13 protein-coding genes are annotated in these 12581 nt (G+C 61.1%); 6 read left to right on the top strand and 7 right to left on the bottom strand.

What is annotated here, in order from left to right:
- Positions 1-167: 167 nt before the first annotated feature.
- Entirely contained in the window at positions 168-512 is a 345-nt protein-coding gene (locus HKK57_RS06215) for a cupin domain-containing protein (protein ID WP_029299917.1), read from the bottom strand.
- Between the two features lie 366 nt (positions 513-878).
- Here HKK57_RS06215 and kynB point away from each other — a divergent pair, with 366 nt between their 5' ends.
- Entirely contained in the window at positions 879-1529 is a 651-nt protein-coding gene (kynB, locus tag HKK57_RS06210) for an arylformamidase (RefSeq protein WP_029299915.1), read from the top strand.
- Positions 1526-2383, top strand: coding sequence for a tryptophan 2,3-dioxygenase (kynA, locus tag HKK57_RS06205; protein WP_029299913.1), 858 nt, complete (start codon positions 1526-1528; stop codon positions 2381-2383). Before kynB ends, kynA begins: the two co-directional genes overlap by 4 nt.
- A gap of 171 nt (positions 2384-2554) precedes the next feature.
- On the opposite strand, the gene HKK57_RS06200 is transcribed toward kynA, so the two are convergent.
- The 4 genes from HKK57_RS06200 to antA form a co-directional block, all read right to left on the bottom strand.
- Complete coding sequence (locus tag HKK57_RS06200; RefSeq protein ID WP_029299911.1) at positions 2555-3958, bottom strand: amino acid permease; 1404 nt, start codon at positions 3956-3958, stop codon at positions 2555-2557.
- Between the two features lie 71 nt (positions 3959-4029).
- On the bottom strand, positions 4030-5037 hold the full coding sequence (gene antC / locus HKK57_RS06195) for an anthranilate 1,2-dioxygenase electron transfer component AntC (protein ID WP_029299909.1): 1008 nt from the start codon (positions 5035-5037) through the stop codon (positions 4030-4032).
- Between the two features lie 150 nt (positions 5038-5187).
- Positions 5188-5679, bottom strand: a complete 492-nt coding sequence (gene antB, locus HKK57_RS06190) for an anthranilate 1,2-dioxygenase small subunit (protein ID WP_029299908.1) — start codon at positions 5677-5679, stop codon at positions 5188-5190.
- Positions 5679-7070 (bottom strand): anthranilate 1,2-dioxygenase large subunit, encoded by a 1392-nt coding sequence (gene antA / locus HKK57_RS06185; RefSeq protein WP_029299907.1) that lies wholly within the window; start codon positions 7068-7070, stop codon positions 5679-5681. Before antA ends, antB begins: the two co-directional genes overlap by 1 nt.
- A 309-nt stretch (positions 7071-7379) precedes the next feature.
- Between antA and HKK57_RS06180 the strand changes: the two genes are divergently transcribed.
- Positions 7380-8381, top strand: a complete 1002-nt coding sequence (locus HKK57_RS06180; RefSeq protein WP_029299905.1) for an AraC family transcriptional regulator — start codon at positions 7380-7382, stop codon at positions 8379-8381.
- 133 nt (positions 8382-8514) lie between these two features.
- On the opposite strand, the gene HKK57_RS06175 is transcribed toward HKK57_RS06180, so the two are convergent.
- A complete protein-coding gene (locus HKK57_RS06175) occupies positions 8515-9390 on the bottom strand; it encodes a LysR family transcriptional regulator (RefSeq protein WP_029299903.1) in 876 nt (291 codons plus the stop codon).
- Positions 9391-9504: 114 nt separating this feature from the next.
- Here HKK57_RS06175 and HKK57_RS06170 point away from each other — a divergent pair, with 114 nt between their 5' ends.
- From HKK57_RS06170 to catA, 3 genes are read left to right on the top strand one after another with little or no spacing between them, the layout of a single operon-like run.
- Positions 9505-10632, top strand: coding sequence for a muconate cycloisomerase family protein (locus HKK57_RS06170; RefSeq protein WP_169389931.1), 1128 nt, complete (start codon positions 9505-9507; stop codon positions 10630-10632).
- Positions 10633-10645: 13 nt separating this feature from the next.
- Positions 10646-10936 (top strand): muconolactone Delta-isomerase, encoded by a 291-nt coding sequence (gene catC / locus HKK57_RS06165; protein ID WP_029299901.1) that lies wholly within the window; start codon positions 10646-10648, stop codon positions 10934-10936.
- A gap of 42 nt (positions 10937-10978) precedes the next feature.
- On the top strand, positions 10979-11908 hold the full coding sequence (gene catA, locus HKK57_RS06160) for a catechol 1,2-dioxygenase (protein ID WP_169389930.1): 930 nt from the start codon (positions 10979-10981) through the stop codon (positions 11906-11908).
- Positions 11909-12062: 154 nt separating this feature from the next.
- Here the strand turns inward: catA and HKK57_RS06155 are convergent, their stop codons facing one another.
- Positions 12063-12536, bottom strand: coding sequence for an Lrp/AsnC family transcriptional regulator (locus HKK57_RS06155; protein WP_029299899.1), 474 nt, complete (start codon positions 12534-12536; stop codon positions 12063-12065).
- Between the last annotated feature and the right edge of the window lie 45 nt (positions 12537-12581).

Raw genomic sequence — 12581 nt, 5'->3', positions numbered from 1 at the left:
AGAGGGCTCGCGATCAAGAGGCGGCTTGTTGTGATGAGGCTTGTTGTGGCGAGGGGGCTTGTCCCCCGTTGGGTGGCGAAGCCACCCCAGTAGGCCTGCGAGGCGGTAGGTTTTGGGGCGGCTTCGCCACCCAGCGGGGGACAAGCCCCCTCGCCACAGAGTCTGTATCAGGCAAATACGAAATATTTACGCACCGTCTCGACCACTTCCCACGTGCCCTTCATCCCGGGCTCCACCACAAAGATATCCCCAGCGCGCAAATGGATCGGCTCCAGGCCGTCCGGGGTGATCACGCAGTAGCCTTCCTGGAAATGGCAGTATTCCCACTTCACATATTCCACCCGCCATTTGCCAGGGGTGCAGATCCAGGTGCCCATGATCTTGCTGCCGTCTTCGCTGGTGTAGGCGTTGAGGTTGACGGTGTGCGGGTCGCCCTCGAGCTTCTCCCATTTGCAGGCATCCAGGACCGGCAGGGGGTGGGTGTCGCGCAATACGGTGATGGGCTGGGACATGATGGCTCCAAGGCAGGAAAGACAAAGGTGAACCCTATAGCGCCGGGGCGAATGCCTGTGGTCTGAACTCGACATCGGGATGCCCAGAAGCGTATTGGCATACGATCTGCAAACCTGCACAGCCCCCCTGTGGGAGCGGGCTTGCCCGCGATGGCGCCGGATCAGTGAAAAATGCCTCAACTGACACACCGCAATCGTGAGCAAGCCCGCTCTCACATTTTTATCTGTGGGGCTGAAGGATCCATTCACTAATCAGACGTTTCTTCGCAGTAAGTGCGAAAGAAATCCTGCCTGGCGCTGGAAATCGCAAGAATATTTACCGCTGGCCCTCGTATCATTCACTTTAGAAACAACCGAGAGCCTCGTATGAATCCAATAAAAACGTGGTGGGATATCAGCCCACCCTTGAGCACCGCCACCCCGACGTGGCCGGGCGATACGCCGTTCCAGGAAGAACGCGTCTGGCAGTTCGGCCCCGAATGCCCGGTCAACGTCGGGCGTATCACCCTGTCGCCCCACACCGGTGCCCATGTCGATGCGCCGTTGCACTACAGCGCCGACGGTGCGCCTATCGGCGAAGTCTCGCTGGACGTGTATATGGGCCCGTGTCGGGTGCTGTACTGCCTGGACAGCGGCGCGCTGGTACAGCCGGAGCAGTTGCAGGGCCACCTGGATAACCTGCCGGAACGGGTCCTGCTGCGTACTTATCACAAGGCGCCCCTGAGCAATTGGGATTCGAACTTCACCGCCGTCGCCAAGGAAACCGTCGAGCTGCTGGCCGGCCTGGGTGTGCGCCTGATCGGCATCGACACCCCGTCCCTGGACCCGCAACAGTCCAAGACCATGGATGCCCACAACGCCGTCGCCCGCCATGGCATGGCGATTCTCGAAGGCATCGTGCTCGACGATGTACCGCAAGGCGATTATGAGTTGATCGCCCTGCCGCTACGTTTTGCCAACCTCGATGCCAGCCCGGTACGAGCAATCCTGCGCCCGCTCAAGGAGCCCACGCGATGAGCCAGTGTCCTTTCTCCCCTGATTACCAGCCGCCGGAAGAATGGCATAACGCTGAGCTGAATTTTTCCGAGTCCATGAGTTACGGCGACTACCTGGACCTGGGCAAAGTGCTTACGGCCCAACACCCGTTGTCGCCGGACCATAACGAAATGCTGTTTATCATCCAGCACCAGACTTCCGAGCTGTGGATGAAGCTGATGCTCCACGAACTCAAGGCCGCCCGTGAGCACGTGCGCCTGGGTGAGCTGGCGCCGGCGTTCAAGATGCTGGCGCGGGTGTCGCGCATCTTCGACCAACTGGTGCACGCCTGGGCGGTACTGGCGACCATGACGCCGTCGGAATACAAGTCGATCCGGCCGTACCTAGGGCAGTCGTCGGGCTTCCAGTCGTTCCAGTATCGGGAAATCGAGTTCATCCTCGGCAATAAAAGCGCGGCGCTGTTGCGGCCCCATGCCCACCGTCCGGAGTTGCTCAAGGAGCTGCAAGTGGCGATTGCCACGCCGTCGCTGTATGACGAGGCGATCAACCTGATGATCAAGGCGGGCCTGGCGATTGACCCGCAGCGTGCGCAACGCGATCCGACGGCGCCTACGGTGCATGACGAATCCGTGGAAGCGGCGTGGCGCGAGGTGTACCGCGATCCGAACCGGTACTGGGACCTGTACCAGTTGGCCGAGAAGTTTATCGACCTGGAAGACTCGTTCCGCCAATGGCGCTTCCGCCATGTGACCACGGTGGAGCGGATCATCGGCTTCCAGCCGGGCACCGGCGGCACCGAGGGCGTGGGTTACCTGCGCAAGATGCTCGACACCGTGCTGTTCCCCGAGCTGTGGCGAGTGCGTTCAACGCTCTAATAAAAAAGCCCCGGTTCTCCGGGGCTTTTTCATTGGCAATACATTCCTATTGTGGCCCTGTTCATGTGGGAGCTGGCTTGCCCGCGATGCAGGCGCCTCGGTCGTTCAGTTAGACCGAGGCGCCTGCATCGCAGGCAAGCCAGCTCCCACACAAGCGGGCGCCTACACAGGTTACTGCGCGACAGCCACGGCCTTGGTCTTCTTGGAGCGCAACCAGTACGCCAGGAAGAGAACCCCTACCCACACCGGCATCGCATACACCGACGGGCGCATGTCCGGAATCGCCAGCATCACGCCCACGATCACCAGCATGAACGCCAGGCACAGGTAGTTGCTGAACGGGAACCAGAAAGTCTTGAACGTCGGCACCACGCCTTGTTCGCCCATGGCCTTGCGGAACTTGATGTGGGTCAGGCTGATCAGCGCCCAGTTGATCATCAGCGAGGCAACCACCAGCGCAAACAACAGCACCAGGGCATCCTTGGGCGCCACGTAGTTGATCACCACGCACAGCAGCGTTACCAGGGCCGAAATGCCCAGGGCACGCAGTGGCACGCCTTGCTTGTTGAGCTTCATCAGCGCCTTGGGCGCGTCGCCTTGCTCGGCCAGGCCGAACAGCATGCGGCTGTTGCAGTACACGCCGCTGTTGTACACCGACAGCGCCGCGGTCAGCACCACGAAGTTGAGGATGTGCGCAGCGGTGTCGTTACCGATCAGCGAGAAGATCTGCACGAACGGGCTGGCGCTGTAGGCATCGCCCGAGGCGCCGAGGGTTTGCAGCAGTTGATCCCATGGATACAGCGACAGCAGCACGGTGAGTGCGCCGACGTAGAAAATCAGGATCCGGTACACCACCTGGTTGATCGCCTTGGGGATCACTTTGCGTGGCTCGCTGGCTTCGGCTGCGGTAATACCCACCAGCTCCAGGCCACCGAACGAGAACATGATGAAGGCCATGGCCATCAGCAGGCCCATGCCGCCATTGGGGAAGAAACCGCCGTGGTCCCACAGGTTGCTGATCGACGCCTGCGGGCCGCCGGTGCCGCTGAACAACAGGTAGCAGCCGAGCACGATCATGCCGATGATCGCCACCACCTTGATGATCGCGAACCAGAACTCGGTCTCACCGAAGAACTTCACGTTCAGGGTGTTGATCAGGTTCACCGCAATGAAGAACACCACGGCACTGACCCAGGTCGGTATTTCCGGCCACCAGAACTGGATGTACTTGCCCACCGCCGTCAATTCGGCCATGCCCACCAGCACATACAGCACCCAGTAGTTCCAGCCGGCGAGGAAGCCTGCGTAGCCGCCCCAGTATTTGTGGGCGAAGTGGCTGAAGGAGCCGGCTACCGGTTCCTCGACGATCATCTCGCCCAGCTGGCGCATGATCAGGAACGCGATGAACCCGGCTATCGCATAGCCCAGGATCATCGACGGCCCCGCCGACTTCAGCACCCCGGCCGAACCGAGGAACAAGCCCGTACCAATCGCCCCACCCAGGGCAATCAGCTGAATATGCCGGTTTTTCAGGCCACGCTTGAGGCCCACCGGGTTAACCATGTCATCCGCCATTAACATTCCCTTCTACTTGTTTTTTTCAGGGTTGATCCTGCACGCCAGACCCGCCCCTCACTGCTGAGGGGTCAGATATTACTCTCGGTAAACTTTTCGTAATACAGCTGAACGCCATCAAGTGCCTGTTCTTGCAGCCAGTTCTTGATGGATTCGACCATCGGAGGGGGGCCGCATACGTACATATCGGCCGATCTATCCCGCAATTCGGCCAGGTCGAAATGCTCGGTCAAATACCCGCGCTTGCCCAACCACTGCGGCGATGGGTCGCTGAGCACTTCGGTGTAGCGAAATCCCGGGATTGATTCGGCATAGGCCTGGATGCGCTGCGCTTCGCACAAGTCTTCAGCGCCACGCACGCCGTAATACAAATGCACCGGTTGCTCGCAGCCGCGCTCGGCCAGTTCGTCCAGCATCCCCAGCAGCGCCGACAATCCGGTGCCGCCGGCAACCAGCACCAGTGGCTGGGTGACGTGGCGCAGATAAAACGCGCCCAGAGGGGCCTCCAGTTGCAGTTCATCGCCGACCTGGCAGCGTTCGCGGATGTAATTGCTCATCACCCCGTCCGGCAGCAGGCGGATCAGAAACTGCAAACGGTCGCCCGGACGGTTGGCGAAGGAGTACGAGCGCTGGCTATCGGTACCGGGAATCGACAGCCGGGCGTACTGGCCCGGCAGGAAATCCAGGCCCTGCTCAAGCTGCACCGACAAGATCGCCGTGCTGGCCGACACCTGTTGTACCTCGCACACCGTGGCGCGGACCTGCACCGGCCCCGGCGCATTGCACAGGCTTGAATCGAAATCGAAGTAAAACGCCGCGTCGGATTGCACCCGGGTCTGGCAACTGAGCATTTTGCGCTGTTGCAGGTCGAGGCTGGAAAGCGCCTCGTCGTCCACGTAATCCTGGCTGTAGTCGCCGGACTCGCAACGCCCCTGGCAAGTGCCGCAGACACCTTCGCGGCAATCAAGGGGGATCTTGATCCCGTTGCGCAGCGCCGCGTCCAGCAAGATCTCGTTGGCGCCCACCGGGAAGAACAAGGTCTTGCCGTCGGCAAAACTGAAGGCCACTTTGTGATTCATCCACCGTTCTCCATGGATTGGGTAATACCTGTAGGAGCGAGCTTGCTCGCGAAAAACGTTAACGATGGCGCGGGCATCCTGAATGCACGCGCAGCCCTTGGTTTTTTCGCGAGCAAGCTCGCTCCTACAGTTGAAGGGGGGACGTCAACGTCAGAGGTGGTAGAAATCCAGCACCGAGTTGATGGTGTCGTTGAGCAGCAGCGCATGCTTGCGCGTGATCAGCCAGCTGTCGCCATGGGGCTTGAGGCTATAGGTGGCGTGGCCATAGAACTGCTCCGACATCGCCAACCGATAAAACAGCGTGTGCCAGTTCAAGCGCACTTCCAGGCAGCCGTCTGCCAGCTCGGTAACCCGCACGTTGTTGATCAGGTGCAAGGTGCGCGGCATCGGTGTGGCGGACGCAGCCTTGCCGGTGCGCAGGCGGAACACCCGGTCTTCCAGGCCCGAACGGTTGGCGTAGTAGATCAGCGACATCTCGCGTTTGGGGTCGCGGGTATAGACGTGTTCCGAATCCCACTGCGGCAAATGGAACTCACTCTGCGGGTCAAACAACTGCACATAGGCATCCCAGTCCTGGGCGTCGCACAGCTCGGATTTGCGGTAGAAAAACTGCTCGATCTGGTACTGCAATTGCGCGTTCATCATTTCACCTCGTGCAGTTTCAGGGCTTGTGCGTCGAGACCGTCCAGCAGGAATGTCTGCCAGTTGCGGTGCTGGTTGACGTACAGCCCTTCGTGGGTGAATTCGGTGCCGGTCATCGCCGGTGTAATGCCGATGGCCTCGCTGTTGGGCGTCGACCCGGTTTCCCAGCGGTGGCTGCCCCGGGAGATATCGCTCCAGCGTTCCAGGCGGCCCTGGAAACCGCGCTGGGCTTCGCGAAACTCCACCAGGTCATCCGGGGTGCCCATGCCGGACACGTTGAAGAAGTCTTCAAACTGGCGGATCCGGTTTTCGCGGTCGGCGTCGGACTCGTGCTTCACCCCCAGGCACTGGCTGATGATCTCGGTCTTGTTCCACGCCACCGGGCGGATAATGCGCAGTTGCGAGCTGATCTGGTCGAGGAAGAACAGGCTCGGGTAGACGTTCAGGTTGCGCAAGCGGTGCATCATCCACTCGGCCTTCTGCTGGCCGTGTTCTGCCACCAGGCGCGGCATGATGGTGGCGTAGCCGGAGCGCACACTGGGGTTGGGCATGTCGCTGAACAACACGCTGTGGCCGTTGTTGAAGGCAAACCAGCCGTCATCGGTGTTGGCATCGCCAGCGCCGAGCTTGCTGTAGTCCAGTGTGGTGCCCGAACCGGTGCCATTCTCGGTATTCACCTGCTGGCGATGCTGCACCGTGGCCACGTAGTTATAGTGCACGGTGCTGACGTGGTAGCCGTCCAGGCCGTTTTCGTTTTGCAGCTTCCAGTTGCCGTCGTAGGTATAGGCCGACTTGCCCGGCAGCACTTCCAGCTCACCGGTGGCGGACTGCGCGACCATCATGTCGAAGAACACTTTGGCGTCGCCGAGGAAGTCTTGCAGGCTGTCGGTGCCCTGCACGTCGAGGCTGATAAACACAAAGCCCTTGTAGCTTTCGATGCGCGCCTTCTTCAGGCCGCGGGTGGCCTTGTCGAAACCTTCCGGGTATTCCCCCGGCGCCTTGACCTTCACCAGGCGGCCATCGCTCTTGTAGCACCAGGCGTGGAACGGGCAGGTGAAGGTGGACTGGTTGCCCTTGCCGACGCGGGTCAGGGTGGTGCCGCGATGCTGGCAGGCGTTGATCAGCGCATTGAGCTGGCCTTCACCGTCGCGGGTGATAATCATCGGCTGGCGCCCGGCGCGCATGGTCACGAAGTCATGGTTGTTGGCCAGTTCGCTTTCGTGGCAGGCGTAGATCCAGTTCTTTTCGAAGATCAGTTCCATCTCCAGGTCGAACAGCTCGGGCTCGGTAAACATGTCCCGGGCGATGCGGAACACGCCCTCGGCCGGACGAAAGTCCAGGCAGCTTTCGATAAATGTTTTCCACTGCTCGACGCTTCTTGCACCACTCATGGGAGGCACCTTTTATTGGGTAGCTAATCGGTGGTTCATTAGAGGCGGGCAAGGGGGCGGCCAGCTATCCGCTTAGTGGGGGAAGATGGGCCGCATAGTTGGGGCGCAAATACCCACTTCAGTGCAAGGGCATGCGGCAATGGGCTACTGTCTTGCCAGGCAATGGTCGCAAAAGCGGGCTTCTTATCCACTTAGTCGGCGGTCGTTATCCATTGAGTGGGTAAACCGCCTTCGTGGCGCAGAACTTGCCTTGATCCACCGGACGCGCCGTCAGAGCGCGCTGGCCACAACCGCCGTGAGTGCAACCTGATGAGTAGCCATACACGCGATATCCGTATTGAACGTTTCGACCTTGAAGGCGCCCGCAGTTGGATGTCGGGCATCTGCGGGCCCCATCGGCTGGAAACCACCACCCCGGAACGCCTGCGATTCCACCACAGTGCCAATGTGTTCAAGTCCCGCGCCACCACGCTGGGGGTGATTGAATACGGCACCGACGTGACCATCGATATCGAAGACGCCGAACACTTCAGCAGCTACAGCCTGAGCCTGCCGCTGGTGGGCGAGCAGGAGCTGAGCAAGGGTGGCCAGCGCCTGATCTCCAACCGCGACCAGGGTGTGATCATTTCGCCCAATGAACACCAGGTGCTGGCGATCTCCGGCGATTGCCGCAAGCTGCAAGTAGTGATTACCCGCGCGGCAATGAGCGAAACCCTGGAGGGCCTGTTGCAGCGCCCGGTCGATGCGCCGCTGCGCTTTGAGTCGGTGATGGACGCGGTGCAGGGCGCCCCCGCAGCGTGGTGGCGCATGGCGCGGCACTTCATCGCGGAGCTGGAACACAGCAGCGAACTGTATGACCAGGCCGCCTTCACCCGTGACCTGGAAAGCTCGCTGATCAAGGGCCTGATCCTGGCCCAGCCGAACAACTACTCCGAAGAGCTGCGCGACGTGCTGGGGGTCAAGTTGCCCCATTATCTGCTCCGTGCCCGCCAGTACATTCACGCCAACGCCCGCGAAGCGCTGCACTTGGAAGACCTGGAGGCGGCCACCGGCGTGTCGCGGTTCAAGCTGTTTGATGCCTTTCGCAAATACTTTGCCCTGTCGCCCATGGCGTATTTGAAAAAGTACCGCCTGAGCGCGGTGCGCCAGGAAATTCTCGAACACGGGGCCACCCGCACCATTTCCGAGATTGCCCTGGGCTGGGGCTTTACCCACCTGGGAAGGTTTTCGGCGGAGTACCGCAAACTGTTCGATGAGTCCCCCAGCCAGACCTTGCAGCGCAACGATGCCCGACGCATGCGCGGTGCCTGAACACGCTGCAGATCAAAATGTGGGAGCTGGCTTGCCTGCGATAGCGGTGGGTCAGCTAGTACATGCAGTGGCTGACCCACCGCTATCGCAGGCAAGCCAGCTCCTACATTGGATCAGTGGTGTTTGGGCGATTTCAGATCAGCTCTTCAACCAATTGCAGGCAATGACCCAACCCCGGCGATTGATCATTAATCCGCCGGCTGAGAATGATCGGCGACGTCGCGGTGGCCTCGACAATCGGCGTATAGCCGATATCCGCCCGATGCAGCATCTGCACCGAGGCCGGCACCAGCGTCACGCCCATGCCCGCGCCGACCAGGCCGATGGCGGTCTGCAATTCATTGGTCCATTGCGCCACCTTGATCGCCAAACCGTGGGTGTCGAACAGTGCGATCACATGGTCGGCATAGCTGGGGCGCGGGTTGCCGGGGTAGAGCACCAGTGGCTCGGCGGCCAGTTGCGCGAGCGTTACCGGCGCGCCCAGCAGCGGGTGCCCGGCGGGCAACACTGCCACCAGCCGATCCTCCACCAGCACGCGCTGGACGATGGCTGGGTCATCAATGCGAATCCGCCCGAAGCCCACATCGATGCGTCCGGCCTTGAGCGCTTCGACCTGTTGCAGGGTCGTCATCTCCGCCAGCCCCAACTCCAGCTCCAGCGCGTCATGGCTGCGCAGGCGGCGAATCAGCTCTGGCAGCACGCCATACAGGGTCGAGGGGGCAAAACCGATGCCCAGCCAGGTCTTCTGCCCCAGGCCAATGCGCCGCGTGTTATCGCAGGTCTTGGCCAGTTGTTCCAACAGCACATTGGCGTGTTCATAGAAGTAGCGCCCGGCTTCGGTCAGCCGCAGTGGCCGGCCACGCTCCAGCAGGACCACGCCCAACTCATCCTCCAATTGCTGGATCTGCCGGCTCAACGGCGGCTGGGCGATGTGCAGGCGTTCGGCGGCGCGGGTGAAATTCAGGGTTTCCCCCAGCACCTGGAAGTAACGCAAGTGGCGCAGTTCCATACGGGTTCCTCTCATACCTTGAGGGTATTGTTCGAGACCAATTCTATATTGGAAGCCAACAACAATGGGCGACAGAATCAGGCCAGACCTATAAAGAACCCAACGGGTATTGCCATGCCGATTTGCGCCATCGAGTCGATCGAAACCATCATCGTCGATCTCCCCACCATTCGCCCGCACAAGCTGGCGATGCACACCATGCAAAACCAGACCCTGGTGATCATTCGTGTGCGTTGCGCCGACGGCATCGAAGGCATTGGCGAGTCCACCACCATCGGTGGCCTGAGCTACGGCTACGAAAGCCCCGACAGCATCAAGACCAATATCGACCACCACTTCGCGCCGCTCTTGATCGGCCAGGACGCCAGCAATATCAACGCGGCGATGTTGCGCCTGGAGCGCAGCATCCGTGGCAACACCTTTGCCAAGTCCGGTATTGAAAGCGCCTTGCTCGATGCCCTCGGCAAGCGCCTGGGTTTGCCCGTCAGCGAACTGCTCGGCGGCCGCGTGCGCGATGCCTTGCCGGTGGCGTGGACCCTGGCCAGCGGCAACACCGCCAAAGACATCGAAGAGGCCGAGAAGATGCTCGACCTGCGCCGCCACCGCATCTTCAAGTTGAAGATCGGCGCCGGTGAAGTCAGCCAGGACCTGGCCCACGTGATCGCGATCAAAAAGGCCCTGGGCGAGCGCGCCAGCGTGCGGGTCGACGTCAACCAGGCCTGGGACGAAGCCGTGGCCCTGCGTGCCTGCAAGGTGCTGGGCGACAACGGTATCGACCTGATCGAGCAGCCGATCTCGCGCAACAACCGTGGCGGCATGGCCCGGCTCAACCTGTCGAGCCCGGCGCCGATCATGGCGGACGAATCCATCGAATGTGTCGAAGATGCCTTCAACCTGGCCCGCGAAGGTGCGGCCTCGGTGTTCGCGCTGAAGATCGCGAAAAACGGCGGCCCGCGCGCAGTGTTGCGCACGGCGGCGATTGCCGAGGCGGCGGGGATCGGCCTGTATGGCGGCACCATGCTCGAAGGCGGGATCGGCACCCTGGCCTCGGCCCATGCGTTTCTCACCCTGAACAAACTGGCCTGGGACACTGAGCTGTTCGGGCCGCTGCTGCTCACCGAGGACATCCTCAGCGAGCCGCTGGTGTATCGCGATTTCCACCTGCATGTCTCGACTGCCCCGGGCCTGGGCCTGGCCATCGATGAGGAACGCCTGGCGTTCTTCCGTCGCGACAAACATTAAGAGGACGCCTGGGATGTTGTTTCACGTAAAAATGACCGTAAACCTGCCCGTCGACATGAACCCCGAGCGCGCGGCGGCCCTCAAGGCCGACGAAAAGGCCCTGGCCCAACGCCTGCAAGCGCAGGGCAAGTGGCGCCACCTGTGGCGTATCGCCGGGTTGTACGCCAACTACAGCGTGTTCGATGTCGACAGCGTGCAGGAACTGCATGACCTGCTGATGCAACTGCCGCTCTATCCGTACATGGCCATCGAAGTGAATGCCCTGTGCCGGCATCCGTCGTCGATCCATGAGGATGACCGCTGAGTCTGTCTAGCCACCTAATAATTACAAGATGAGGATTGCACCATGTCCATTCGACTGTCCCAGACTGCCCACGCCCAGCGCTTCCTCGAAGAAGCCAGCGGCAACCTCAATGACGCCGGCAACCCACGGGCCAAGGCGCTGATCTACCGGATCCTGCGCGATACGGTGAATATCATCGAAGACCTGGAAGTGACCCCGGAAGAGTTCTGGAAGGCGGTCAACTACCTCAATGAGCTGGGCAAGAACCAGGAAGCCGGGTTGCTTGCCGCAGGCCTGGGCCTGGAGCATTACCTGGATATGTTGATGGACGCGGCCGACGAGGAAGCCGGCAAGTCCGGCGGTACCCCGCGCACCATTGAAGGGCCGCTGTACGTGGCCGGCGCGCCGCTGTCCAAGTTCGAAGCGCGGCTGGACGACGGCCTGGATGCGGCGGTGCCGCTGTTCATGCGCGGGCAGGTGCGCGATGTCGACGGCAAGCCATTGGCCGGGGCGATTGTGGACGTGTGGCAGGCCAATACCGGCGGCACTTACTCCTGGTTCGACCCGACGCAATCGGCGTTCAACCTGCGTCGCCGGATCGAGACCGATGCCCAGGGCAACTACCGCTTTCGCAGCATCGTCCCGTCCGGCTACGGCTGCCCGCCGACCGGCCCGACCCAGCAGTTGCTCGATCAACTGGGCCGCCACGGCCAGCGGCCGGCGCATATCCACTTCTTCATCTCGGGACCGGGGCATCGGCATCTGACCACGCAGATCAACCTGTCGGATGATCCGTATCTGCACGATGACTTTGCCTATGCCACCCGGGATGAACTGATTGCCGAGATTCGTTTCAGCGAGGATCAGCAGCTGGCGCGTGAATTTGGCGTGGAGGGCAAGTTTGCGCAGATAGACTTTGACTTCGAATTGCAGCCAGCGGTGGCAGCGGTCGAGCAAAAACGCCTGCAGCGCGTGCGCGCTCTCGAAGACTGAACGCAGTTAAAACTGTGGTAGCTGGCTTTTGTGGGAGCTGGCTTGCCTGCGATGAAGTCGCCTCGGTTTTACAGATAAACCGAGGTGTCCGTATCGCGGGCAAGCCCGGCTCCCACAAAGGCCCGCTCCCACATTGGTTTTGCGGTGGGCCTGGTTATTTGCGTACGACCAGGTCCAGCACCTCATCCCGATCCTTGATCTTCTGCAGCACGATCTCCGAGCGGATATCCATCACCCCCGCCGTGCGGTTCAGGTGGTTCACGATAAAGTCGGAGAAGTGCTTGAGGTTGCGCGCCTGCACCCGCAGCACATAGTTGCTGGCGCCGGTGATCACATAGGCGCTGGCCACTTCCGGCCAGCCCTGGACCTTCTTGATAAAGGTCTCGTGCCAATCCTCCATATCCTGGCGCAATGACAGGTGGACGATGGCTTCCAGCTCGATCCCCAACTGCTCGGCATTGAGCACCGCGCGGTAACCACTGATCACGCCCTCACTTTCCAGCAGGCGCAAACGGCGCAGGCAGGCGGATGGCGACAGGGCGACTTTCTCCGCCAGTTCCTGGTTGCTGATACGGCCATCCTGTTGCAGGAAATGCAGGAGGCGCAGGTCGGTGGCGTCGAGAATCATGCTTAGAATTAATCCGCGTATTTGGAGGTTAAATTCGAATTTCCT

Origin of the sequence: Pseudomonas sp. ADAK21, from assembly GCF_012935735.1 — a bacterium.
Taxonomy (GTDB): Bacteria; Pseudomonadota; Gammaproteobacteria; order Pseudomonadales; family Pseudomonadaceae; genus Aquipseudomonas; species Aquipseudomonas proteolytica.
The sequence above is the reverse complement of the archived record's forward strand: the minus strand, read 5'-3'. Positions and strand labels throughout refer to the sequence as shown.